21 protein-coding genes are annotated in these 23,628 nt (G+C 67.0%); 9 read left to right on the top strand and 12 right to left on the bottom strand.

Annotated elements, in window-relative coordinates; translation table 11 throughout:
* Nucleotides 1-34: 34 nt before the first annotated feature.
* Nucleotides 35-400: a helix-turn-helix domain-containing protein gene (locus ACE37B_RS09310; RefSeq protein WP_409923049.1), complete on the bottom strand. Its 366-nt coding sequence runs from the start codon at nt 398-400 to the stop codon at nt 35-37.
* A gap of 74 nt (nt 401-474) precedes the next feature.
* Nucleotides 475-822 carry a hypothetical protein gene (locus ACE37B_RS09305; protein ID WP_409923048.1) on the bottom strand — a complete coding sequence of 116 codons (348 nt, stop codon included), beginning with the start codon at nt 820-822 and terminating at the stop codon, nt 475-477.
* 65 nt (nt 823-887) lie between these two features.
* Here ACE37B_RS09305 and ACE37B_RS09300 point away from each other — a divergent pair, with 65 nt between their 5' ends.
* Nucleotides 888-1,283, top strand: a complete 396-nt coding sequence (locus ACE37B_RS09300; RefSeq protein ID WP_409923047.1) for an RNA-binding S4 domain-containing protein — start codon at nt 888-890, stop codon at nt 1,281-1,283.
* Nucleotides 1,284-1,335: 52 nt separating this feature from the next.
* Here ACE37B_RS09300 and ACE37B_RS09295 read toward each other — a convergent pair whose 3' ends face one another.
* Nucleotides 1,336-2,823, bottom strand: a complete 1,488-nt coding sequence (locus ACE37B_RS09295; RefSeq protein WP_409923046.1) for a DUF1501 domain-containing protein — start codon at nt 2,821-2,823, stop codon at nt 1,336-1,338.
* Nucleotides 2,824-2,839: 16 nt separating this feature from the next.
* A complete protein-coding gene (locus tag ACE37B_RS09290) occupies nt 2,840-4,456 on the bottom strand; it encodes a DUF1800 family protein (protein ID WP_409923045.1) in 1,617 nt (538 codons plus the stop codon).
* A 174-nt stretch (nt 4,457-4,630) separates the two neighbouring features.
* Between ACE37B_RS09290 and ACE37B_RS09285 the strand changes: the two genes are divergently transcribed.
* Entirely contained in the window at nt 4,631-5,941 is a 1,311-nt protein-coding gene (locus ACE37B_RS09285) for an MFS transporter (protein WP_409923044.1), read from the top strand.
* 39 nt (nt 5,942-5,980) lie between these two features.
* Here ACE37B_RS09285 and ACE37B_RS09280 read toward each other — a convergent pair whose 3' ends face one another.
* Nucleotides 5,981-7,678: a formate--tetrahydrofolate ligase gene (locus ACE37B_RS09280; RefSeq protein ID WP_409923043.1), complete on the bottom strand. Its 1,698-nt coding sequence runs from the start codon at nt 7,676-7,678 to the stop codon at nt 5,981-5,983.
* 241 nt (nt 7,679-7,919) lie between these two features.
* Here ACE37B_RS09280 and egtB point away from each other — a divergent pair, with 241 nt between their 5' ends.
* Nucleotides 7,920-9,356, top strand: a complete 1,437-nt coding sequence (gene egtB, locus ACE37B_RS09275) for an ergothioneine biosynthesis protein EgtB (RefSeq protein ID WP_409923042.1) — start codon at nt 7,920-7,922, stop codon at nt 9,354-9,356.
* A gap of 104 nt (nt 9,357-9,460) precedes the next feature.
* Nucleotides 9,461-10,459, top strand: a complete 999-nt coding sequence (egtD, locus tag ACE37B_RS09270) for an L-histidine N(alpha)-methyltransferase (RefSeq protein WP_409923041.1) — start codon at nt 9,461-9,463, stop codon at nt 10,457-10,459.
* A gap of 40 nt (nt 10,460-10,499) precedes the next feature.
* Here egtD and ACE37B_RS09265 read toward each other — a convergent pair whose 3' ends face one another.
* The 3 genes from ACE37B_RS09265 to ACE37B_RS09255 form a co-directional block, all read right to left on the bottom strand.
* Nucleotides 10,500-11,525 (bottom strand): pentapeptide repeat-containing protein, encoded by a 1,026-nt coding sequence (locus ACE37B_RS09265; protein ID WP_409923040.1) that lies wholly within the window; start codon nt 11,523-11,525, stop codon nt 10,500-10,502.
* Nucleotides 11,526-11,642: 117 nt separating this feature from the next.
* On the bottom strand, nt 11,643-12,527 hold the full coding sequence (locus ACE37B_RS09260; protein ID WP_409923039.1) for a TIGR03620 family F420-dependent LLM class oxidoreductase: 885 nt from the start codon (nt 12,525-12,527) through the stop codon (nt 11,643-11,645).
* A gap of 25 nt (nt 12,528-12,552) precedes the next feature.
* A complete protein-coding gene (locus tag ACE37B_RS09255) occupies nt 12,553-12,927 on the bottom strand; it encodes a gamma-glutamylcyclotransferase (RefSeq protein WP_409923038.1) in 375 nt (124 codons plus the stop codon).
* Nucleotides 12,928-13,109: 182 nt separating this feature from the next.
* Between ACE37B_RS09255 and ACE37B_RS09250 the strand changes: the two genes are divergently transcribed.
* Nucleotides 13,110-14,429 (top strand): DUF3179 domain-containing protein, encoded by a 1,320-nt coding sequence (locus ACE37B_RS09250; RefSeq protein WP_409923037.1) that lies wholly within the window; start codon nt 13,110-13,112, stop codon nt 14,427-14,429.
* 99 nt (nt 14,430-14,528) lie between these two features.
* Here the strand turns inward: ACE37B_RS09250 and ACE37B_RS09245 are convergent, their stop codons facing one another.
* Complete coding sequence (locus ACE37B_RS09245; RefSeq protein WP_409923036.1) at nt 14,529-16,439, bottom strand: cation:proton antiporter; 1,911 nt, start codon at nt 16,437-16,439, stop codon at nt 14,529-14,531.
* Nucleotides 16,440-16,610: 171 nt separating this feature from the next.
* Between ACE37B_RS09245 and ACE37B_RS09240 the strand changes: the two genes are divergently transcribed.
* Entirely contained in the window at nt 16,611-17,855 is a 1,245-nt protein-coding gene (locus ACE37B_RS09240) for an alpha/beta fold hydrolase (RefSeq protein WP_409923035.1), read from the top strand.
* 96 nt (nt 17,856-17,951) lie between these two features.
* Here ACE37B_RS09240 and ACE37B_RS09235 read toward each other — a convergent pair whose 3' ends face one another.
* Nucleotides 17,952-18,827, bottom strand: a complete 876-nt coding sequence (locus tag ACE37B_RS09235; RefSeq protein ID WP_409923034.1) for a YihY/virulence factor BrkB family protein — start codon at nt 18,825-18,827, stop codon at nt 17,952-17,954.
* Between the two features lie 3 nt (nt 18,828-18,830).
* A complete protein-coding gene (locus ACE37B_RS09230) occupies nt 18,831-19,532 on the bottom strand; it encodes a uracil-DNA glycosylase (protein WP_409923033.1) in 702 nt (233 codons plus the stop codon).
* Nucleotides 19,533-19,608: 76 nt separating this feature from the next.
* Between ACE37B_RS09230 and ACE37B_RS09225 the strand changes: the two genes are divergently transcribed.
* From ACE37B_RS09225 to ACE37B_RS09215, 3 genes are read left to right on the top strand one after another with little or no spacing between them, the layout of a single operon-like run.
* The gene (locus ACE37B_RS09225; protein ID WP_409923032.1) at nt 19,609-20,640 is read left to right on the top strand and encodes a 1-aminocyclopropane-1-carboxylate deaminase/D-cysteine desulfhydrase; all 1,032 of its coding nucleotides are present in this window, start codon (nt 19,609-19,611) and stop codon (nt 20,638-20,640) included.
* A gap of 60 nt (nt 20,641-20,700) precedes the next feature.
* Nucleotides 20,701-21,171, top strand: coding sequence for a 2-oxoglutarate and iron-dependent oxygenase domain-containing protein (locus ACE37B_RS09220; protein ID WP_409923031.1), 471 nt, complete (start codon nt 20,701-20,703; stop codon nt 21,169-21,171).
* A 33-nt stretch (nt 21,172-21,204) separates the two neighbouring features.
* The gene (locus ACE37B_RS09215; protein WP_409923030.1) at nt 21,205-21,693 is read left to right on the top strand and encodes a 2OG-Fe(II) oxygenase family protein; all 489 of its coding nucleotides are present in this window, start codon (nt 21,205-21,207) and stop codon (nt 21,691-21,693) included.
* Here the strand turns inward: ACE37B_RS09215 and ACE37B_RS09210 are convergent.
* Nucleotides 21,659-23,503, bottom strand: coding sequence for a hypothetical protein (locus ACE37B_RS09210; RefSeq protein WP_409923029.1), 1,845 nt, complete (start codon nt 23,501-23,503; stop codon nt 21,659-21,661). The two genes, ACE37B_RS09215 and ACE37B_RS09210, sit on opposite strands and share 35 nt — an antisense overlap.
* Nucleotides 23,504-23,628: the final 125 nt, after the last annotated feature.

Below are 23,628 nucleotides of genomic sequence, written 5' to 3'. Positions count from 1 at the left end.
CCCCTCACGCCACGCTGCGTGGTCGATGGGGAGGTCAGAGGTTGTTGGCGGCGATGAAGGATCGGTAGACGTCGAGGAGCGACTGCTTCTGGACGTCGGTCAACGCGTCGTCGAGAAGGATCGCCGATTCGGTGGTGACCGCGTCGGGAGGTGGTTGCTGGTCTCGACCGAGGAACCGCATCAGGCGTTCGGTCGGCACGTTGAGCGCTTCGGAGAGTCCGTTGAGCACTCGCACCGATGGTTCGTGCAGGCCTCGCTCGAGTTGGCTGAGGTAGGCGTCGGAGAGATCGGCGAGTTTGGCGAGCTCACGCTGGCTCATCTCGGCGAGCTTGCGTTGGCTCCGGATGAACTCCCCGAAGGCGCCGGCACGAGAGCCAGGTTGGTCGGTCGAGGACGCCATGGTCGCCAGGATACGCGACGACGGCGGGCGACAGAGTGGGTCAGACCCACTCTGTCGCCCCGCCGTCGGTCGGGTCACTTCTTGGCGGTGGTCTTCGTGCTGCGCTTCTCGGCAGCCTTCGGAGCAATGTCGGCCGGCAGCATCTTGGCGACGCGGTCGCCGAAGTCGCGGTTGACCGAGACGGCCCGCTCGACGAAGTCGAGGTAGCGCTCACCGGTCTCGGTCGCCGTCGGCACCGTCAGCGAGAACGGAAGCTGCGCCGGAAGTTCGACGCGGGGGAGGCGCTCGGCGGTCTTGACCGCGAAGTCGACGGCGGTGCGGTTCGCCTCGACGAGCGTGTCGAGCAGGCGGGCGTTGGCGGTGTTGACCGCCGTGGTGGCAATCTGCACCTGGGTTGTGATGGTCTCTTGAATCGTGCTCATGTTGCGTACTATAGCAGGCATTGCATGGAATGCAAGAGACTGCTTGAAAAAGTACGCACCGTTCGGTGGCCGGGACTGGCACACTGGGGTACATCGAGACAGCACGCATCGATCAGTGGTTGTGGGCGATTCGGCTCACCAAGACGCGCAGCGATGCCGCGGCAGCGTGTCGAGGCGGACACGTGGAGGTCAACGGCAAGGCTGCCAAGCCCGCCACGGCGGTCAAGGTCGGCGACCGCGTCGAGGCTCGCCTCGGCCAGCGAACTCGCATCGTCGAGGTGCAGCGGGTCATCGTGAAGCGGGTGGGCGCGAGCGTGGCCATCGAATGCTTCGTCGATCACTCTCCTCCGCCGCCCGAATCGCTCGACGACGGTGTCGCCTTCGGGCAACGCGATCGCGGAGCGGGGCGGCCCACGAAACGCGATCGCCGGCAGATCGACAAACTGCGCGGACGTTCGTGATCGAGTCGCCCGACGCAGCGTCGGAGCCGACGGATGAGCAGCCGACCGAGCACTACGACCCGGCGATGCGCGTCGCTCGTCGAAGGCCGCCGTTGCCGCCGTTGCCGATGCCGTCGGTCACCCGGGCCCCTGGCTCGCCGAGAAAGCCGAGGTCGGTGACGGCGTAGTTGGTGATGTTCGGCACGACCGCGCGCAGTTCGCTCGTGCCCGCACCCATCCACGACGCCAGGGTCGCCGCGTACTGGTCGACCGAGGTAGTCGGCAGCAGTCGCCCGCGGCCGACGTCATCGGGACCATCGTCGGCGATCGTCGGGACCGATCCGAACACGCGCCGACCTCTGACCGAGCCGCCGACGACCAGGTGGTGGCCACCCCAACCGTGGTCGGAGCCGTCGCCGTTGCTGACGAGCGTGCGCCCGAAGTCCGATGCGGTGAACGTGGTGACCGAATCTGCGGCGCCGAGCAGCTGTGTCGCTCGGTAGAAGCTCGCCACGCCGCCGTCGAGTCCGGCCAGGAGCAGCGGGTGACGGGTGGTGAGGCCGTTGTGGTTGTCGAACCCGCCCATCGCGACGAAGAACACCTGGCGCTTGATGCCGAGGGTGTCTCGACCGGCCGCGATCAGTTTGGCGACCATTCGCAATTGCGCGTTGATCCGATTGAGGTCGATGTTGTCGGTGGCGGTGTCGAACGCGCTGTCGACGTCGTAGCGATCTTCCGCGGCAGCGATCGCGTCGCCGAGCCCGTCGGCAGCGTCGAGGGCTCGCTTCGAGACCGTGGAGTACGACGACGGGAACAGGCCGGGCTGCTGCAACTCCATCACGTCGCGGATACCGGCGAGGGCAGCGTCGTGTCGGAACGTGTTGTCGCGCAGACGGGTCACCCCGTTGGTCGACACCTGGTACTGAATGGCATCGCGTCCGGTCATCATCACTGCGTTGCCGGCGACCGAGATGCACGTGAACGTCGACGATGTCGACGCTCCGTCGAGGATCAGATCGGCGATGCGGCCACCCCACCCCGTGGTCGCGCCTTCCGGTGACGACGACTGCCAGTACGACTGCTGATCGTTGTGCGAGAAGAGTTGCGGCGGGCGATTCGAAGCTACGGCGTAGCCGGCCTTGTCGATCGGGCGGACCAGCGTTCCCAGGTTGGCGACGACCGCCGCATCACCGCCGTCGAAGATGTCGCGCAGCTGCGGCAGTTCGGGTGCGAATCCGAACGTCCCAGCACCGTCGAACCCGCGTGCCGGGCTGATCGGCAGGATCGACGAGCGGGGACGGGCGATTCCGGCACGTGCCGCTGCGTAGACGCGGTAGCCCTCGTCGTCGTCGGGGATGAACGTGTTGTAGTGATCGTTGCCGCCGTACATGAAGAGGCAGACGATCGCCCGGTAGTCCGTCGCAGCGGATGGCGCAGCCGAAGCCAGGCCAGCCAGGTCCATCGCCCACGGCGCCGCGAACCCGGCTCCTGCGAGGAGCCCGGCACGCCGAAGGAACTCGCGTCGACTGTGCGTGCCGGTGCCGAGGTTCGTCTCGCTCACGCGCCGAAGGTCCATGTCAGCGCTCCCACAAGAAGTCGGTGGATGCAGCGATCACCGTCGCGGCGCCGGCGACCCGGTCGAGGTCGACCTCGTTGCGTCGGCGGACCTGGTGCTCCTCGGTCGCTCCGTCGGTGTAGCGCTCGTCGAACGTGTCGACGACGACGCGGACGGCGATGTTGCGAACGGCGCTCGAGACCCCCGCCGGACAGAGCCGAGCCGCGAGTTCGTCGACGAGCGCTCGAGCCTGAGCGATCGTGACCGTCCGCGACGCGATCATCTCGATCAGCTCGTCGAGGTCGAGCGCGACCTGAGCGGCGTACTCGCCGGGCTCGCCTCGCAGGTAGATCCGACCCGGCGGGCGCCGCAGGAATCGAGCGAGATAGTTGACCCAGCCGATCGCCGTCGTCTCGTTGGCGAGTTGCATCTCGGGCGAAACGAGACCCGCATCGCCGAGCACCGATTGCGGCGGGACATAGCCGGGCCGATAGAAGTTGAACACCGACGGCGACTCGAACGGTTGCTGGGACAGCTCGGTCGGCTGATCGCTCAACGAGTCGATCGGCCATGGCAGCGCTGTGGTGGTCGCGCCGAGGGCTCGGGCGACCGTCGTGAAGCGAAGCGTCGGTTCGCGCAGCTTCCCGAACGAGGCGCCCGGTGTCGTCGGCCATGCCTCGTCGTCGGTCAGGATCGCTCGGATGACTGCGCCGAGGTTGCCGCGCTGGCCGGCTCCGTCGTTCGCCCAGACGCCGGCGATGCGTCCGACGTAGGCGGGTGAGGGATTGGACGTCACGAGGCGCTGGATCAGTTGTCGGCCCAGGAACGGTCCGACGTTCGGGTGGGCAGCGATCGTGTCGAGCGCGATCCGGAGACTCTCGTCGAGCGTGCGGGTGTCGCTGCGGGGGATCGTCGTTCCGAGAAAGCGCTTCTCCTCTCGCTCGTGGTAGCGCTCGGCGAACAGACCATCGGAGATCATCGGGAGGGCGTAGCGCTCGTTGTCGCCGTCGATCCGCGGCGGGTCGAAACCGGTGAAGACGCGAGCGAGACCGATGATGTCGTCGGTGTCGTAGGTCGGAATGGGGGCGCCGCGGCCATCCGTGCGGCGGGTCCCATCGGGGTGGAGTTCCCACAACCCGATCGAGAACAACTGGAGGATCTCTCGGGCGTAGTTCTCGTCGGGCACGGTGCCACGGCGCTCATCGGCGCGACGGTTGCGGTCGTAGGTGAGGTACCGCCCCATGGCCGCCGACCGGCTGATTGCTTCGAGGAGCGTGCGATAGTCGCCGAAGCAGTGGGCATCGAGAACGTCGGCGAAGACGGCCACATCCCGGTCGCTGAGTTCGACGTCGGACACGACGAAGATCTGCGAGAGGGCGTAGGCGACTCGCGAGCGGAGTTGGTCGGGACCCGACAGGTAGCTCTGCCAGATCGACGACGCGAAACGCGTCCCGCCGACTCGACGCTGGTGATGGGTCTCGCCGACAGGCATCGCCATCTGTTGGTCGATCCAGGCGTCGATGCCGACATCGATCAGCGTGTCGACATCGCCGGGACGCGCACCGAAGGTGGCGCGCTGGAGAAACCGCGTGGCGAGCGGACGAGTGAGCGTGGATGGAGCGAGTGCGAGGCTCGTCACGATGGGGTATCGGCCCGTCTCGCCCGCGAGGTGAGTCAAGTGCGCGTCAGGATGTCGCTGCCGGAGCAACGGTAGGGTCGCGGGCCTCTGAAGTCGCTCGATGCACCGCCCCCGTCTGCCGCAGAACCGCAGGCCGAGTCAGGCATCGATACCCCGCGTTCGTCGATCGGCAGTATGTGGGCGTTGTTCCTCGGCCTCGGTCTGCTGATGGTCGGCAACGGACTCAACGGCGCCGTCATCGGGGTGCGATCCGGGAACGAGGGCTTCGACGTCATCGTCACCGGAGTGATCATGGCCGGATACTTCGCGGGGTTCCTGCTCGCTCCCAGCCTCGTGGTGCGCATGATCCCGTCGGTCGGGCACATTCGAGTGTTCGCCGGATTGGCCTCGACAGCGTCGAGCGCGGTGCTCGTCCATTCGATCGCCGTCGAGCCGATCTCGTGGGCGCTGATGCGATTCGTCTTCGGGTTCTGCATGGCGGGGTTGTACATCGTGATCGAGTCGTGGCTCACGGAGATGTCCGACGTGTCGAATCGCGGTCGCACCCTCGCCGTCTACATGATCGTGTCGATGGGCAGCCTGGGCGTCGGTCAGTACCTCATCGCCCTCGCCGACCCGAACAGCTTCCGATTGTTCGTCGTGTCCTCGGTGCTGGTCTCGATGTCGCTGGTGCCGGTCGTCCTGGTCGCCACTACCAAGGCGCCGGTCGTCGAGCTCCCCGATCCGATCTCGATCCGATCGCTGTTCGGTTTCGTCCCGACCGGCGTGATCGCGTCGTTCATGAGCGGTGTCGGGGCGGGCGTCGTGCTCGGGCTCGGCGCGGTGTACGCCACTGCGATCGGGCTCTCGGTCCAGCGAACCGCGCTGTTCCTCATCGCCCCGTCGATCGGTGCGCTGCTGTTCCAGTGGCCGATCGGCCGACTGTCCGATCGGGTGTCTCGTCGACTCGTCATCCTCGGCGTCGCCTCCGCCGCCGCGGCGATCTGCTGTGCTCTACTCGTGCTCCCCGCTCAGAGCCCGTTCGCTCCGTTGCTGATGGTCGGCGTCGGGGGAACGCTGTATCCCCTCTACTCGCTGATCATCTCCTTCACGCTCGACTGGACGCCGGAGGGCAAGATCGTCGGCGCCTCGGGCACCCTCATCCGCATCAACGGATCAGGTGCGCTCGCCGGGCCGTTGATCACCGCGCCGATCATGTCGCAGTTCGGTGCGAAGTGGTTCTTCGGGGTGCTCGTCGTCGCCTTTTCCACCGTCGTGCTGTACACGCTGTGGCGAGTGCTGGTGAAAGAGGCGATGCCTGTCGAGCGCCAGGGTGAGTTCCTTCCCTTCCCGGCTCGCGCGACCACGATGGCCATCGCCATCGTCCGTCGGCCGACTCCACGATCATCGAAGGTGTTCTCGGGCCGTCCGAACGTCACCGGACGCGACCCTCACCATCCGAACCGCGATCCTTCATCCGATGAGGGGACCCGCAGCGGTCGGTGACCGGCTGGCCCCGATCCTTGCGCGGACTTCGGGGCAGTATCAGCTCAGGCCGACGATGTTGCCGTCGTTGTCGATGTCGATCGACTGCAGCGCGGGTGCCGTGCCCAGGCCCGGCATCGTGCGCATGTCGCCGCAGATCGGATACACGAAGCCGGCCCCGACCGAGGCCCTGACCTCGCGCACCGGCAAGGTCCAGCCGGTCGGAGCGCCCTTCAGGGCCGGGTCGTGGGAGAGGGAGAGGTGTGACTTGGCGATGCAGACCGGGAGCTGCCCGAAACCGTTCGCCTCGTAGGTGTCGATCTGCTTGTTGGCGGCTGGTGAGAACGTCGCTCCGTCCGCGCCGTAGACCCGCTGCGCGACGGTCGTGATCTTGTCGCGCAGTGACATCTCGTCCGGGTAGAGCAGCCGGAACTCGCTGGGCTCGTCAGCTGCATCGGCAACCGCTCGTGCGAGTTCGGCGGCGCCGGCGCCGCCGTCGGTGAAATGCGTCGAAACCGCGGCGCGGGCGCCGAACTCCTCGGCGATCTCCGCGATCGCCGCGATGTCGTCGGGGTGATCGTCGGGGAACACGTTGATCGCGACCACCGGGGTGCAGCCGTGGATCCGCATGTTGTCGAGTTGCTTGCGGAGGTTGGCGCCGCCGGCGTGCACCTCGTCGGGGTTGGATTGCAGCATCGCTTCGGGAAGTGGCCGTCCGGCGACGATGTGGTGCTTGCCGCTGTGTGACTTGAGCCCGCGGACCGTGGCGACGAGCACGGCTGCGTCGGGGGTGAGGCCCGACGCCCGGCACTTGATGTTGAAGAACCGCTCGGCACCCATGTCGGCGCCGAAACCGGCCTCGGTCACGAGGTAGTCGCCCATGTGGACACCGATCTGGTCGGCGACGATCGACGAGTTGCCGGTGGCGATGTTGCCGAACGGACCGGTGTGGATCAGTGCCGGTGTGTTCTCGATCGTCTGCATGAGGTTCGGCTTGATCGCTTCGCGCAGGATCACGGTCATCGCGCCGGCGACTTGCAGATCCTCCGCCGTGACCGGGGTGCCCGACGTCCGGTATCCGACGACGATGCGGCCGAGTCGAGTTCGCAGGTCCTGCAGCGACGTGCACAACGCGAGGGTGGCCATCACCTCCGACGCGGCGGTGATGTCGAAGCCGCTCTCGCGCGGGACGCCGTCGAGACGGCCGCCGAGGCCGATCACGGCGTTGCGAAGCGATCGGTCGTTGACGTCGAGGACGCGCCGCCAGGTGATGTCGTGGGTGTTCAGCCCGAGTTCGTTGCCGTGGAAGAGGTGTGCGTCGAGCGCCGCCGAGCACATGTTGTGCGCAGCCGTGACCGCGTGCATGTCTCCGGTGAGGTGCAGGTTGAGCAACTCCATCGGCACGACCTGGCTGTACCCGCCACCTGCAGCACCGCCCTTGATCCCGAAGGTCGGGCCCATCGACGGCTGACGCAGCGCGAGCACGCCGCGCTTGCCGATGTGGCGGAACGCCATCCCGAGCCCGACCGCGACGGTGGTCTTGCCTTCACCGAACGGCGTCGGCGTGATCGCCGAGACCACCACGTACTTCGCCTTCGGCCGATCGGACATCCGCTCGATCGCCGCGAGGTCGATCTTCGCTGCACCCGAACCGTACGGCTCGACGCAGTCGAGCGGGATGCCCGCGTCGGCAGCGATGTCGGTGAGCGGAACGAGGTTCGCTCCGCTCGCGATCTCCAGGTCGGACGGCACGCTCATCGGCGCCAGTCTCGCAGGACCGTCGCGCCCCATCCGTGACCGCACCTCCCATGCCATGAGAATCGGCGTGCGCAGGTCGCGCGGATTCTCATCGCTGGCGAGTGCGATGAGGATCGCTGCGGACAGGTCGCGTGTGTTCTCATCGCAGGGGTGGCGGCGAGGATCGGTGCGTCACACCTGGTCACGAGTGTTCATCTGTTGTTGAGGAACATGACACCGCGCCAGCGTGTTGGATGGAGGCATGGTCATCACCGATCAGACCACGGCCGAGCCGCGGACGACAGAGTCGAACGGCGTCGATGTCGAGAGCCGATCCCGGGCTCTCGCCGAGCGATATCGCCAGGTCCGTGATCGGACCGAGCGACTTGCGGCTCCGCTCTCGCCGGAGGACCAGATGGTCCAATCGATGGACGACGTCAGCCCGACCAAGTGGCATCGGGCGCACACCACGTGGTTCTTCGCCGAGTTCGTCCTGGGTGCCGACGGATCCTCCGATCGGGCCTGGGATCTTCCGGAGTACCGCTTTCTCTACAACAGCTACTACGAAGCGGTCGGCGCTCGGCATCCACGCCCGAATCGTGGGCTGGTGACCCGCCCGTCGTTGTCGGAGATCGCGGCGTACCGCGCCAGCGTCGACGCGGAGATCGAGGCGCTGTTCGACTCGCTGAAGGGCCGACCGCTCGATGCAACGCTGCTCGACACGATCGAGTTGGGAACCCACCACGAAGAGCAGCACCAGGAGTTGTTGCTCATCGACATCAAGCACGTGCTCTCGATGAATCCGGCTGTCGGCCCGGCGTACCACGACGTCGACGTACCGGCGGCAGCGGATCCGGGGCCGGCCGCGTTCATCGAGTTCACCGGCGGCATCATGGAGATCGGACGCGACCCGGGATCGGGATTCACGTTCGACAACGAGGGTCCGCGTCACGAGGTCCGGCTCTACGACTTCGCGCTCGCCGATCGGCTCGTCACGACCGGCGAGTGGCAGGCGTTCATCGACGACGGCGGCTATCAGCGCCCCGAGTTCTGGAAATCCGATGGCTGGTACCGAGCTCAGAGCGAGGGATGGAGTGCGCCGCTGTATTGGCGTCGTCATCCCGACGATCCGTCGACGTGGTGGATTCATACGCTCACCGGGCTCCGCACGGTCGATCCGCACGAACCGGTCGGTCACGTCTCGCACTACGAGGCCGACGCCTACGCGTCGTGGGCAGGAGCGCGCCTGCCGACCGAATTCGAGTGGGAGTGCGCCGCCGCCCGACACCTTGCTGAGCATGGCGACTCGTTCCACGGTGGCTCGTCACACGTTGACGTGCGACCCGACCGAGCGGTCCACGGTGACGGTGCGCTCGACGAGTCGTCGACGTCGACGTTTCATCCTCGGTCGGCCGGCACGCCGACCGGTGGGCTGCGTCAACTGTTCGGTGGCTGTTGGGAGTGGACGTCGTCGGCCTACGAGCCGTATCCCGGCTTCACCGTCGCCCCCGGTGCGATCGGTGAGTACAACGGAAAGTTCATGTCGGGCCAGCAGGTGCTGCGTGGCGGCGGAGCTCTGACCCCGGCGGGCCACACCCGACTGACCTACCGCAACTTCTTCCACCCGCACACACGCTGGCATCTGGGTGGGGTTCGACTCGCTGCGGATCGGGAACACCCGGCGGCACATCGCCGCTGACACATGCAGCCACGAGACCACGCAGTGCGATCGGTGTTCGCCGCCCGAACGACCTGCCGAACCCGCACGCTGAACGCACGAGACGACGAGAACACGAGGACGAGATGAGCACACAGACGACCCCTGACGGCACGCGACCCGGTGGGAGCGCCGGGCTCGACCTGGCGGCCGCCGAGTTGAGCGACGCACTGACTCGACGCCCGCGGACCATTCCCCCGCGCTGGCTCTACGACGATCGAGGCAGTGAACTCTTCTCGCGGATCACCCGCGTGCCCGAGTACTACCAGACCGAAGCCGAGCGCTCGATTCTCGCCGCGCATGCGTCGTCGATCGCCGAGATCACCGAGGCGGTCACCGTGGTGGAACTGGGCTCGGGAACGAGCGACAAGACCCGCACGTTGCTCGACGCGTTCGTCGCCCACGGGTTGATCCGGCGCTTCGTACCACTCGACGTGAGCGAGCAGACGCTGCTCGAAGCGGCCGACATGCTGGCCGAACGTCATCCCGAGATCGAGGTCGCGCCCGTCGTCGGTGACTTCACGCGGCATCTCGGGCGGCTCAACGCAGCTGGTGACCGGATCGCTGGTCCACGTCTGATCGCGTTCTTGGGTGGCACGATCGGCAACTTCTACGTGGAGGAGCGTCGAGCGTTTCTGGGAGCGCTCGCCGACGTCCTGTCGCCCGGCGACTGGATGCTGATCGGCATGGATCAGGTCAAAGACATCGGCCGTCTGATCGACGCCTACGACGACAGTCAGGGCATCACCGAGGCGTTCATCCGCAACGCGCTGGTCAACATCAACGCGACCTATGGCGGCGATCTCGACGTCGGCGGGTTCGGGTACGTTCCGTTCTGGGACGGCCGTCAGGAACGGGTCGACATGCGGCTGCGTGCCGAGGAACCGATGACGGCCCGCATCGACGACCTCGACCTGGACCTCGAGTTCTTCGAGGGCGAGGAGATCCGTGTGGAGATCTCCTCGAAGTTCCGACCGCACGAGTTGCTGGACGAACTCGTCGACAGTGGCTTCGACCGCGTCGATGCGCACGTCTTCACCGACGACGCCGACGACTTCGCTCTCGTACTGGTCCGTCGTTCCTGAATCTTCGCCGTTCCCGAAACTTCGTGACAGCGGGAGCGGCTCAGTTCTGTTGGAACATCCCGTCGAGGAGTTCGTCGAGTTGGTTCACGACGTCGGCGGGAAGGAACTCGTCCAGGTCGAAGTTCTCCAGATCGAAGTTCTCGAGGTCGAGGTTCTCGAGGTCGAGGTTTTCCAGATCGAACTCGCCCAGGTCGAACTCGCCCAGGTCGAACTCGCCCAGGTCGAGGTTCTCGAGGTCGAAGTCGCCCAGGTCGAGGTTCTCGAGATCGAAGTCGCCCAGGTCCAGGTTCTCGAGATCGAAGTCGCCCAGGTCCAGGTTCTCGAGGTCGAAGTCGCCCAGGTCGAGGTTCTCGAGGTCGAAGTCGCCCAGGTCGAGGTTCTCGAGGTCGAAGTCGCCCAGGTCGAAGTTCTCGAGGTCGAAGTCGCCGAGGTCCAGGTTCTCCAGGTCGAGGTTCTCGAAGACGCCGGGATCGATGGTCGGCAACTCGTCGAGCGACGGCAGCACGGCGCTGCAGGCGGCGTCGATCTGCTCGAATCGAGCCGCCCCGACCTCGATCAATCGATCGATGTCGATCGACGAGAAATCGAACGACTCGAGGTCGAAGTCGTCGAAGTCGACGCCCTCCAAGCCGAGTTCGGCCAGGAAGTCGTCGATGTCGCCGAGTTGCTCGAGTGCGCACTCGCTGAACGCCGCGAACGATGCCTCGAACTCGGCGTACATCCCATCGAACTCGCCACCGAGGCCGGCAGACGACCCAGCAGACGCGGACGGGTCGACGTCACCACCGATCAGGCTGGCGATGCTGTCGAGGATCGCTTCACCGTCGGCGGCCGTGGCCGAGGCAGGGTCGGCCGTGATCGCCTGACTGGTTCGTGCTTCGATCGGCTCGTCGGCACCGATCACCTGCGTCGTGACGGCGGCAGCACCCAGCGCACCGACGACGGCAACGCCGGCGATCGTGTACGTCGACCGCCGAGACCGGCGAGTCGGCGTGATGATGGGCCCGGTCGGGCGCGGATCGAACGACGATCGTTCGTCGGAGGGAGGTGCGGGAAACTGGTTCATGGGGGTCCTTTCGCACGCTGGTCGGTGCGGACAACGGCCATTTTGCCGTAACAGTCCTGCAACCAGGGCGCGGGGCCCGACATTCCCGGCTTTCGGCGTCTGGGGACCCGGTACGGGTCACGCGTTGGGAGCGAGGAGTTCCAGCACCCGCATGTCGAGGGCGCGCTCGCCGCCCGGCATCACCGGCTGGACGCAGACGTGGGTCGCGCCGGCGTCGTAGTGCGCCTGCACGCCCGCGCGGATGCGATCTTCGTCGCCCCATACGAAGACGGCGTCGACGAAGCGCTGGTCGCGCTGCTCGATTTCGTCCTCGGTGAAGCCCATCCGCTTCCAGTTGTTCCGATAGTTCGGCAGGTTGGCGTAGATCGACAGTTGGGCCAGCGCTGCGGCGCGGGCAGCTTCGGCGTCGGTGGTGAGACACACCTTCTGCTCCACGCACAGCAGGCCGTCGGGTCCGATGGTCTCGCGGGCCATGTGCGTGTGCTCGGGCGCCGTCCAGTACGGGTGTGCGCCGTCGGCATCGCTCACCGACAGCTCCAGCATCTTCGGCCCGAGCGCTGCCAAGACGACCGGCACGGGCTCAGCCGGCTGCTGACCGGCGAACGGTTGCGCTTCCATCGCGGCGAGGTACTCGCGCATCTTCGTCAGCGGCTTGGAGTAGTCGAGACCGCGAAGGCCGGCGACCATCGGGCCGTGGCTCACGCCGAGTCCGAGCATGAACCGGCCTCCGGTCTGTTCGCCCAGGGTGTTGGCCACCTGCTTCATGGGGCCGGGGTGACGGTGGAAGATGTTGGCGATGCCGGTGGCGAAGTTCAGGGTCGTGGTCTGGGATCCGAGCCAGGCGATGTGGGCGAATGGATCGCGTCCGACCGTGTCGGGGAGCCACAGCGTGGAGTAGCCCAGCGACTCGACCCGCCCTGCGAACTCGGCGGCTTCGCCCGCTGCCATTCCGTCGGTGAAGTACCAGACTCCGGTCGTCGTCAGATCGTCGCGAATGCTCATGCGACGAACGTAGACGGCGGGAGGCTCAGCGACGGAACCAGTCGCCTGATTCGATCGACACCAGGTCGAGCCCGGAGCCGTATTCGTAGGCCCACGCATCGATCCCGCGTCGGGTGCGGACGACGACGCGCCGGTACTCGCCGCTGACGACGTCTTCCACCTCGTCGAGGTGGGCCAAGCACTCGTCGACCGCCGCGGACAGCAGCAGGTAGGTGCGTCCGATCACGAGGCGGCCCGGCTCGGCTCGATCGTCGAAGACGGCGGCGGGATAGTCGAGGCCGGTGTCGAACACCTGGCCGGGCGCGGCGTCGTCCCAGCCTTCGTCGACGACGAACGGCTCGAGGTGATGCCAGCGGACGTCGCCGGGTCGCAGGGTGCCGTACACGAACAACGCGTCCACGAAGGTCAGCTTCGCACGGTCGAGTGGCGACGACACGGTTCGCCGGCGCAGCAGGCCGGTGCAGCAGGCTGGCGTAGCAGGCCAGTGCCGTGAGGCCGTGATCGTCTGGCCGTGCGAGTGGTTTCGTAAACCGTTCGTTGCGGGTAACGACCCGGACCGATTTGACGGTCTTCACTTGACGAATGACGAACCGTTCCCTCGCCGGACTGGCGCTCTCTGCCGCGTTGGTCGTCGCCGCGTGTGGCAGCGACGACGACGCAGTCCCCGCTCCCTCGGCCGAGCCGACGGCCGCGGCAGCGGGCGACGATCGAGCGATCGTGCGCGGTGCGTTCGACGAGGTCCGCGCCGACGATCCGACCGCGCAGGCCGTGCCGTACAGCGAGTCGGCCGCCGTGGTGATCGACACCGACCAGGTGGCATCGAGCGCACGTGAAGATGGACCCTCCGGGCTACGAACGTACACCGATCCGGTCGACGAACTCCCCGAACCGTCGATCGACCTGAGCATCCTGCGATCGGGAGGCCCGCCCCCTGACGGCATCCCGTCGATCGACGACCCCGTCTTCCACGATGCCTCGACGGTCGACTATCTCGGCGCGACCGATCCGGTCATCGCGCTCGAGGTCAACGGCGACGCACGGGCGTACCCGCTCGACATCATGATCTGGCACGAGCTCGTCAACGACACGGTGGGTGGCGTACCGGTGTCGGTCGCGTACTGCCCGCTGTGCAACTCGGTCACGGTCTACGACCGCGAGCTCGACGGACGCATCGTCGACTTCGGCGTGTCTGGTCTGCTCTACAACTCGAGCCTCGTGATGTTCGATCGACAGACCGAGACGCTGTGGAGTCACTTCACCGGCGAAGGGCTCTACGGGGCGTTGTCAGAGGTCGAACTGGTCGCCCGTCCGGCGACGGTCACCGGGTTCGGGAGCTGGGTCGCGGAGCATCCTGACGGCCTCGTGCTCAGCCGCGACACCGGTGCGAGTCGCGACTACGGCCGCAACCCGTATCCGGGCTACGACGATGTCGACTCCGATCCGTTCCTGTTCGAAGGCGAGGTCGACGGGCGCTACACCGCGATGACGAGGGTGGTCGGCGTGGACGACGCCGAGACCGGGACGGCGGCGGCGTTCCCGCTGCTGGCGCTCCGCGATGACGGGGTGCAGGAGTCGACGCTCGGTGATCGTGACATCGTGGCGTTCTGGGCGCCGGGAGCGACCTCGGCGCTCGACGGTGGACAGGTGTCAGGCGGCGTCGACGTCGGAACGACCGGTGTCTTCGTCCCGATGGTCGACGGTCGGGAACTCTCCTTCCGCCCAGTGCTCACCGATGACGGCACCGGTGTGTTCGTCGACGATCAGACTGCGTCGACGTGGACGGTGTTCGGCGAGGCGATCGAGGGTGAACTCGCCGGCAGCACGCTGGAGCAGCTCACGCACATCGACACCTTCTGGTTCGCCTGGATCGCGTTCCATCCCGAGAGCGCCGTCGTGGTGTGAGGCGTCGGGGCGCCGCGCTCCATCACGTCTCACGGCTCGCGGCTCGCCAGGTGATGGGTCGGCGATGACGGGACACTGCCCGGCGACCGCCGGGCAGTGTCAGTCGCCGGTTCGTTCAGTGCCGGTCTCTGTGCTGGTGCCGCCAGTGGCATCGCCATCGCTCGGGTCGAGCGCGTCGTCGACGCGTCGACGGAACTCCGGCGAGGCGAGCCCGATCACATCGCCCTCCATCGGGAGCGGATCGTTGCGGCAGATGAAGGCGATGCGCCCCTCGGCGACGCGAATCACCGGGAGGAACTCACCCTGTTCGAGCGCAGTCTGGGTTGCTGGGCCCGCAGCGACGCCGATGGCGGTCCATCCCTGTCGCGAGCGTTCGTCGAGCGTGGCGTAGGTCAGCCCGTCGATGCCGACGATGCGCCCCAGATACTCCTCGGGCATCGCTGTTCGGCCGCTGCGATGCGTTCCCGGCGCGAGCTGGAACACTTCGCGCCGGCCGAACACGCGAGCGAAGCGCCCGGTGGCGAGCGCGTTGACCTCGTCGTTCGAGGTCAACGCGACCATCCGTCCGATCCCACGCAGATCGAGGTCGGTCGTCGCTTCCTCAGCGAGCACGCTCATCCGTCGAGCCGTCAGCCCGAGTGCGGTCGCCCGCGTCACGTTGTACGGGTCGGTGTCGACGAGCAGCGTCTTGACGTTTCGAGCTTTCAGCTGTGTGGCGATGCCGCGCGCGATCGCATGCGAACCGGCGATGACGACGCCATCGGCTTGGCCCTCTGCGAGCCCGAGCACCCGGGCGGCGGGACCCGCGAGGAAGCCGTAGACGACGATCGTGCCGATGATGACGAGAAACACGATCGGCACGATCTTGTCTGCGTCCGGGATGCCGCGCTCTTCGAGACGCAACGCGAAGATCGCCGACACCGCGGCGGCGACGATGCCGCGCGGCGCCATCGACATGAGGAAGGCCCGCTCCCGCCAGGTGAGCGACGACCCGACGGTCGACACGATCACGCTCAGCGGCCGGGCGACGAGCACGAGCACCGCCAAGAAGAGCAACGCAGGGAGGAGAACGTCGCGCAGCGCGTCGGCTTCGATCCGTGCGGCGAGAAGTATGAACAGCGCCGAGATCAGCAGCGTCCGCAGACTCTCGTTGAATTCGGCGACCTGTCGGATCGTCGAGCTGTCACGTCTCGCCAGGTAGATCCCGAGCACCGTCACGGCGAGCAAGCCCGATTCTTCCTGGATCTCGTTGGCGGCGACGAAACTGGCGACGACGAACGCGAAGGTGACGGGGACCGCGAGCTGGTCGGGAATCAAGAAGCGTTGGAGTGCCTGATCGAGCACCCAGGCGGCAGCGAGGCCGATGCCGATCCCGCCGAGCAGCGTCAGCCCGAGGATTCCCGCGAGGCTCAGCAACGCTTCGTTGGTCTGATCGGCGAGGACGAGTTCGAACGCCACCAGCGCCCCGGTCGCGCCGATCGGGTCGATGAGAACACCTTCGGCGCGCAAGATGGGTCCGGATCGTCCGGCCGGCTTGACTAACCGTAGGAGAGGCCCGACGACGGTCGGCCCGGTGACCACCAGGATCGCGCCGAGCACGATCGCCGCGTCGTTGGAGATCTCGAAGATCGTTCGGGCGGTGTACCACGCGACCAGGAACGACACGACCGCGCCGATCGAGATCAATCGACGCACCGTCGGTCCGGTGTTGCGCATCTGGCGCGGCGGAAGGTCCAGGCCGCCTTCGAAGAGGATGAGCGCCACCGACAGCGAAACGATCGGGAAGAGCGTGTCGCCGAGGAGGTCGTCGGGATCGAGCACGCCGGTGACCGGGCCGAGGACGAGGCCTGCGAGGAGTAGTGCGATGATGGACGGCAGTTGCGTGCGCCACGCCAGCCATTGGGCGATCATCCCGACGCCGACGATGATCGCGAGTGACGGGCCGACCGACGATTCGCCCGCGGCGAGCACTGAGGTCTCGAGGTGTGAACTCGCGAGGAAGGAGTTCATGGCGACAACTCCGTCATCTGACGCGACGTTACCGCCTGCCCTCCGACGCGGTCACCGTGATGCGTCGGCCCGGTCGGCGGCGTGGGCATCCGGTTCGGTGAATCTTGCACTTCGAGAACATGCCCACTTCGTCGGCAACGCATCCGCGGGCCTCGCTGTACCTTTCCCGACATGAGCGCATCGTTCGATCGGATCACGTTCACCGGCAGCCAAGGCGACGAGCTGGCAGCGCGGCTCGACCTCCCGGCCGGGCCGCCGAAGGCCTACGCCCTGTTCGCGCATTGTTTCACCTGTGGCAAAGACCTTCGGCCCGCGAGCCAATTGGCGGCGGCGCTCACCGAGGCGGGGTTTGCCGTGTTGCGCTTCGACTTCACCGGTCTCGGTCACAGCGACGGCGAGTTCGCCAACACGAATTTCTCTTCCAATGCGGACGATCTGCTGGCCGCGGTCGAGTGGTTGCGAGCCAACCGTTCGGCACCGCAGGTGCTGGTCGGTCATTCGCTCGGTGGCGCCGCGGTGTTGCACGTGGCAGGCCAGATCCCAGAAGTGCGTGCGGTCGTCACGATCGGCGCACCGGCGAGTACCGATCATGTCACGGCGCATTTCGGCGACGCGGTCGAGACGATCACCCGGGAGGGCGAAGCGGAGGTCGAGCTCGCCGGGCGGCACTTCACGATCCGCCAGCAGTTCCTCGACGATCTCCAGGCGCACGTGGTGACCGAGCGTGTCGCGACGATGCGCAAGGCGCTGCTCGTGATGCACTCGCCGATCGACAACATCGTCGGCGTCGACAACGCCGCCGAGATCTTCCAGGCGGCGCGCCATCCGAAGAGCTTCATGTCGCTCGACGGTTCCGACCATCTGCTCTTCCAGCCGGGCAACGCGGAGTACGCAGCGCAGGCGATCGCGGTGTTCGCGAGTCGCTACATCCTCGACGAGAGCGGTCAACGGCCGGCTCCGTCGCCGACCGAGTCGGTGGTGGTGGCGGAGACGACACAGGGCGCGTTCTTGAATCACGTGGTGATCGGGCGGCACCGGATGCTCGCGGACGAACCCGAGTCGGTGGGGGGATTCGACGCCGGCCCGGCACCCTACGATTTTCTCGGAGCGGCACTCGGTTCGTGTACGTCGATGACCTTGCGGATGTACGCCGACCGCAAGAAGATCCCGCTCGACCGGGTCACGGTCGAGGTCAGCCACAGCAAGGTCCACGCCGAGGACTGCATCGAGTGTGCGGAGAACGAGCACTTGACCGGTCGGTCCGGGATGATCGACCGGTTCGAACGCTCGATCACGCTCGACGGCCCCGACCTCACCGACGATGATCGGGCCAAGCTGCTGGCGATCGCCGACAAGTGCCCCGTTCACCGCACGCTCGAAGCCGCCAGTGCGATCGTCACCCACCTCGCCCCCTGACCAACACCCAGGGTCTGACCCTACGTGTTGAACGGCTGGGGTCTGACCCTACGTGTTGAACGGCTGGGGTCTGACCCTAGGTGTTGGCGGTGGGGTTCAGAGGCGGATCGGGAGATCGAAGTCGGCGCCGAGTTGCGCCGTTGGTCCTTGTGCCAGACGCTCGCGGGCAGCGTTGAACTCGGCGCACATCAGCATCGTGATTGCGACGAGGCCGAGCCAGGTGACGATGCCGAGCACGAGGGCGAACTGCCCGTAGGTGTCACCGGCGTTCTCGGTGATCCGCCTGACGATCAGGGTCCCGGTGTGCTGGAGCAGGGTGAAGATCGACCCGGCGATCACTGCGCCCGGGAACACACTCGCCCACGTCGTGGTCGCCGAGGTCAGGTATCGGTACATCGCCGCCATGACGACGATGTTGATGGCGACCTGCCCGACGATGATCCCGATCGCGCCGAGTGTGGGGAGTCCGGCAGCGCTGACGATCGTCGCCAACACGATGCTGCCGAGCTGCGCACCACCGAGGATCAAGATTCCGACGAGCGCCTTGCCCCGCTGCTTGGGCATGGCGGCCCGATCGTCGACGTGGATCTCCCACGTGTCGTCGAGCGCTCCTTGGAGTCCGACGAAGGCCTTCGTCGACGACCACAGCGCACCGAGCACACCGACGATCAGCGCGATGTAGTTGCCGTCGATCTCACCGGCAGCGAGGTCGGTCGACAGCCCGGGGATGTCGGACAGCGCCCCGTCGATGAGCCGCTGGCGCAACTCGTCGTTGTCGGCGAGTACGAAACCGAGGATCGTCGTCGCCGCGAGCATCAGCGGAAACACGGACAAGAACGCGAAGAACGACAGGAGCGACGCGTTGCGACCGGAGAGGTGTCGCCGCCAGCCGTCCATCGTCTCGGCGAACACGTCGAACGCGTGTGACCGCTCTCGGATCGTCATCACCTTGTCGCTCGTCGTCCAGGGCATGATCTAGTTCGTATCCGATTCCGACGGGTGTTCGCCACCCTGCTCGTCGAGATTCCAGTCGATCGGGGTGCTCCCGAGTTCCTCCAGCGCCGCGTTCGTCCGACTGAACGGTCGGCTGCCGAAGAAGCCGTTGCGAGCCGAGAACGGTGATGGATGCGGCGACTCGATGACTCGATGTCGCGTCGTGTCGATGCGCCCCTTCTTCGCTCGCGCGTGGTTGCCCCACAGGACGAACACCACGGGTTCCGGCTTTGCTGCCACGACGTCGATGACACGGTCGGTGAAGGTCTCCCACCCCTTGCCGGCGTGCGATCCCGCTTGGCCGGCGCGCACCGTCAAGGAGGTGTTCAGCAACAGGACCCCGCGGCGCGCCCACGCCTCGAGGTTGCCGTGGTCGGGAGTGACGAGTGCGAGGTCGTCGCGGAGTTCGCGGTGGATGTTCTGTAGCGACGGCGGGACGCGGGTGCCGTGGCGCACCGAGAAGGCGAGGCCGTGTGCCTGGCGCGGGCCGTGGTACGGATCCTGGCCGAGGATGACGACCTTCGTCTCGGCGAACGAGGTGAGGCGGATGGCCGCGAAGACCTCGTCGTGCGGGGGATACACGCTGTGCTCGGCTCGCTCGCGGGCGACGAAACGCTGCAACTCGATCCAGTACGGCTGGTCGAATTCGCCTCGCAGCAACGGGTTCCAATCGGTCGTCGACATCGAATGTTCATCCTGGCACGGAGTCGGTGAGCCGCGCGCGACCAGCCGCTTCGGAGTGCGTGCGTAGGATGGCCGGGTGTTCGATCACCTGCCGAAATCGGCGCTCGCGACGTTGCCGACACCACTCGAGGCTGCGGCGGCGATGCCGGGATCGGCAGCACGCCTGTGGGTCAAACGCGACGATCTGACCGGGCTCGGCGGTGGTGGCAACAAGGCTCGCAAGCTCGATTTTCTCTGCGGCGATGCGCTCGCTCGCGGGGCGAAAGCCCTCGTGACGGTCGGTGCCGCGCAGTCGAATCACTGCCGGATGACGGCGGCGGCGGGAGCGCGGCTCGGCCTCGAGGTCCACCTCGTGGTGTCCGGTGACGCCCCGAGCGGCGATGATCCGCTCACGGGGAACCAACTGCTGTCGCGGCTTTTCGGTGCGCAGATCCATTACACCGGAGCGCATCACAGTCACTGGGGCGAGTTGGAGATCGCACGCGAGGCGCTCACCGCGAGCCTCGTCGAACTCGGGCTCGCTCCGTACTCGATTCCGATCGGTGGCAGCACGCCGGTCGGCGCACTCGGCTACGCGGCCGCGTTCGTCGAGCTGTCGCTGCAGTGCGAGGCGGCACGGTGTGCGCCACGTGCCGTGGTGGTCACATCATCGAGTGGGGGAACGCACGCCGGCCTGCTCGCAGGGCGTGCCGCCATGATCGCTGCCGGACACCTCGATGCGGCGAGCGCCCCTGACATCGTCGCGGTGGGCGTGGCCAAAGGGGTCGTGCTCGATGTCGTCGACGTGGCCGACCTGGCCAATCGAACGCTCGCCCACTGGGGCGTTGGCGGCGCCGTCGCTGCTGCCGACGTCGAGATCGACGGCAGGTGGATGGGCGACGACTATGCCGTCCCGACCGACGCCGGCGACGAGGCCATCCGGTGGGGTGCCATCCACAACGGCTTGCTCACCGATCGCACGTACTCCGGCAAGGGATTGTCCGGCCTGCTCGGACACGCGGCGGCGGGACGTTGGGGTGATGGCGACGACGTCGTGTTCGTCCACACGGGCGGCTGGCCGGCGCTGTTCGCCGCCGACGGCGCGCCCGACGTGACGCGCCCGACGTGACGAGCACGGCGGCAAGGCACGGGCCTGCGACGACGTTCGGTCTGGCGTTAGCGTGAGGTCATGAGCGACGGGATCCTCGACGTTGATCTGCTGGCCTTCGAGCAGGGGAGCGGTGCGGCGCGCCGCGCCGTCGTCGACGGTGCGACCCGCAGTCTCGAGACCGGCTTCGTCTACACGAGTCATGACGTCCCCGACGATCTGCTCGACACCGCGTATGGGATGCTGCGCGAGTTCTTCGAGAAATCGCCCGAGGAGAAGCAGACGGCCATCGCTCCCGGGGCCAACGGCCAGACCGGCTACACGGGCCTCCTCGTCGAGACCGCTGCGTCGAGCGACAAGCCCGACTGGAAGGAAATGCTCAACTGGGCGACTCCGATCCCGACCGGTCACCCGCTGAAGCGCAACTATCCCACCGCGTATCCCGACCAGGTCCTGCCCGACGCTCTCGTGCCGGGCATCTCCGACGTGCTCTATCGTTTCCACGACACGGTGGCCGATCTGCAGCGACGGTTCCTTCGGGTCATCGCCTAGGGCATCGGTTGTCACGAGACGTTCTTCGACGACATGGTGAAGGACGGGCCGACGCTGACCCGGGCGATCCGGTATCCGGCGATGAACGAACTCGACACCGCGCTCGGCGTCGATGGCGAGCCGGGCCACGTGTGGGCGGCCGAACATGGCGACATCAACCTGATCACGGCGCTCCCACGAGCGACAGCTCCGGGGCTGCAGGTCAAGGTCGGTGACGACTGGGTCGATGCGGTGCCGCCGGACGACGGCGTGATCGTCAACACCGGGATCATGCTCGAGCGTCTGACCAACGGGCGGATTCCGATCGGATGGCATCGCGTGGTCGCCGCTCCCGGCTTCGAGGGTGAGCGCTACAGCGTCGTGCAGTTCTGCCATCCTCGGCCGTGGACGATCCTGTCACCGGTCCCGTCGTGTTGCACTCCTGACACCCCGCAGCGTTTCGCGGCGATCAGCGCTGCCGACGCGCTCGACGAAGTGCTCTACGAGATCAACCTCGTCGAAGGAGCCCGCCGGGTGCAGTGAACCCGTCCTGGAGGGCGAGTTCGACCCAGACTTGGGTCGGCAGGTCGAGCGGTTCGAGCCAGTGGACGAGTCCTCGTTCGCTGCCGTCGGCGCCAGGGCCGTGTGCCGACGCCGGCGTGAACGAGCAGCCCTCGCTCGGGTTGACCATCGCCGCCCAGCCAGCCGCGGTGACCTGGCCGGTCGAGGTGATGATCCACTCGGAGTCGATGGAATTGTCGTCGTCGGTCGTCTCGATCGTGACGGGCTCGTGGCCTGATCCGTTCGGCGGCATCGACCACGGGCCGATCGTCACCGAGCAGGTCTGACGGAACAACGCGTCGATCACCGGGCCGAACGCGTCGACCGGGTTGCCCTGGCGGTCGATCATCGACAGTCGGAGGTGCGGCGCGACGGCATCGGGGTCGAGCACGATCGTCGAGTCGGTCGGGACGTCGGCTCGGACGCCGAGGGGCAGCGGCTCGCTGTCACCCATGAAGCCGATGATCTGACCGGCCCGAACCGTGGTACCCACCTCGGCGAGCGCGCTCAGACGGAGGTGATCGGGCGCGTCGCCGTCGTTCGTGCCGGGGTTGTCGTCGTTGAAGCCGGCGTAGACGTAGCTCATGCCCGCCTCGCTGGTGATCGTGACGGACACGGGCGTCGCTCCGCCGCGTTCGTTGACGACGTCGGTGACGACGCCGTCAGCGACGGCCATGATCGGTTGCAGCTTGACCCCGAACACGATGCTCGGTGCCTGCTCGGTGCAGAGCCCGGCTGCTTCGATGTCGGCGCGGCTCGGTCCGGTCGACTCGGCGCCGAGATCGGCGGTCTCGACACCCTCGGCGTCGTCGCACTCGGGTACGGCAACTCGAGATGGTCCGAGGACGGGGAACGCCATCGTGGGCACGTCGTCGGTCGGGATCGGCACGATCGGCGGCGAGCCGTCTTGCGAGGCGTTCGAGGTGCCGGCGACCACGTTTTCGAGGGGCTGGCCGGAGATGAACGCGAACACGCCGAGCCAACGCGTCTGATATTCGCGGATGGTGAGCACGTTGCCGGCGGACGGGAGCGGCACGATGTCCATCAACGCGGGATTGCGCGACGCTGCGGGGAGATACCACATCACCGGGATCATCGAGACGTCGTTGTCGAACTGGGCGAGGAACTTGTTGACGTCGGCGGCGGCTCGCTCGTCTTGGATGTGCGGTGGGGCGAGGTAGGCGTGCGGGTACCCGGCGTAGTTGTTCCACGTCGAGCCGATGAACTGATAGGCGCCGGACGCGTTGCCCTTGTTGGGCGGCAGGGTGTAGATGCCGCGCGACTCGAGGTAGCGGATCGTGGCGAGGATGTGCTGGATCTGCTCCGGGTACACCGTGATGTTGCGGGCCGTGGGCTCGGCTGGCACCACCGCAGGCACGGTGGTCGTCGGTGTGGTCGTCGGTGCGGTGGTCGTCGTGGTGGTCGGTGCGGTGGTCGTGGTGGTGGTCGGTGTGGTGGTCGTCGGTGTGGTGGTCGTGGTGCTGGTGGTCGTGGTGGCGGTGACCGGCGTCGTCGTCGCCGGGGCGCTCGGCAGCGTCGTGCTGGTCGTGCTGCTGGTCGTGGTCGTCGTGCTGGTCGTGGTGCTGGCCGGCGGCGGGGCGGTGGTCGTCGGCACAGTCGGTTCGGTCGCGGAGTCGCTCGCAGAGTCGGGCGCAGAGTCGGGCGGTGTGTCCTCGGCGGCGAACGCCGGGAGCGCGCCGAATGAGACAGCGAGCGCGAGGCTCACGGCAGCGATGGCTCCGACACGGGGGCGGCGTCGGAGTGCGGAAGAAGCGTCGGGTCGGGCCTGCATGGCGGATCGTTGTGGTATCGGCACGTTCGAGCGACGAGTAGAGCGAATTCTCGAAGGCGACCCGAGGATCGTAGATCGGTTTGCCGCGCGGAGCGCGGGCACACGCGTCGAGGCCGAGCCGAGTA

This window comes from Ilumatobacter sp. (assembly GCF_046290335.1).
Classification (GTDB): Bacteria; Actinomycetota; Acidimicrobiia; order Acidimicrobiales; family Ilumatobacteraceae; genus Ilumatobacter_A.
This window is presented reverse-complemented; position numbering and strand designations above follow the sequence as displayed.

What these genes read in the sequence shown, in the direction of transcription:
- ACE37B_RS09235 (WP_409923034.1), bottom strand. Translation starts at nt 18,827, where the DNA reads ATGCCCTGGACGACGAGCGACAAGGTGATGACGATCCGAGAGCGGTCA.
- ACE37B_RS09215 (WP_409923030.1), top strand. Translation starts at nt 21,205, where the DNA reads ATGGTGAAGGACGGGCCGACGCTGACCCGGGCGATCCGGTATCCGGCG.
- ACE37B_RS09245 (WP_409923036.1), bottom strand. Translation starts at nt 16,439, where the DNA reads ATGAACTCCTTCCTCGCGAGTTCACACCTCGAGACCTCAGTGCTCGCC.
- ACE37B_RS09285 (WP_409923044.1), top strand. Translation starts at nt 4,631, where the DNA reads ATGTGGGCGTTGTTCCTCGGCCTCGGTCTGCTGATGGTCGGCAACGGA.
- ACE37B_RS09210 (WP_409923029.1), bottom strand. Translation starts at nt 23,503, where the DNA reads ATGCAGGCCCGACCCGACGCTTCTTCCGCACTCCGACGCCGCCCCCGT.
- ACE37B_RS09230 (WP_409923033.1), bottom strand. Translation starts at nt 19,532, where the DNA reads ATGTCGACGACCGATTGGAACCCGTTGCTGCGAGGCGAATTCGACCAG.
- ACE37B_RS09310 (WP_409923049.1), bottom strand. Translation starts at nt 400, where the DNA reads ATGGCGTCCTCGACCGACCAACCTGGCTCTCGTGCCGGCGCCTTCGGG.
- ACE37B_RS09240 (WP_409923035.1), top strand. Translation starts at nt 16,611, where the DNA reads ATGAGCGCATCGTTCGATCGGATCACGTTCACCGGCAGCCAAGGCGAC.
- ACE37B_RS09260 (WP_409923039.1), bottom strand. Translation starts at nt 12,527, where the DNA reads ATGAGCATTCGCGACGATCTGACGACGACCGGAGTCTGGTACTTCACC.
- ACE37B_RS09265 (WP_409923040.1), bottom strand. Translation starts at nt 11,525, where the DNA reads ATGAACCAGTTTCCCGCACCTCCCTCCGACGAACGATCGTCGTTCGAT.
- ACE37B_RS09280 (WP_409923043.1), bottom strand. Translation starts at nt 7,678, where the DNA reads ATGAGCGTGCCGTCCGACCTGGAGATCGCGAGCGGAGCGAACCTCGTT.
- ACE37B_RS09220 (WP_409923031.1), top strand. Translation starts at nt 20,701, where the DNA reads ATGAGCGACGGGATCCTCGACGTTGATCTGCTGGCCTTCGAGCAGGGG.
- egtB (WP_409923042.1), top strand. Translation starts at nt 7,920, where the DNA reads ATGGTCATCACCGATCAGACCACGGCCGAGCCGCGGACGACAGAGTCG.
- ACE37B_RS09305 (WP_409923048.1), bottom strand. Translation starts at nt 822, where the DNA reads ATGAGCACGATTCAAGAGACCATCACAACCCAGGTGCAGATTGCCACC.
- egtD (WP_409923041.1), top strand. Translation starts at nt 9,461, where the DNA reads ATGAGCACACAGACGACCCCTGACGGCACGCGACCCGGTGGGAGCGCC.
- ACE37B_RS09250 (WP_409923037.1), top strand. Translation starts at nt 13,110, where the DNA reads ATGACGAACCGTTCCCTCGCCGGACTGGCGCTCTCTGCCGCGTTGGTC.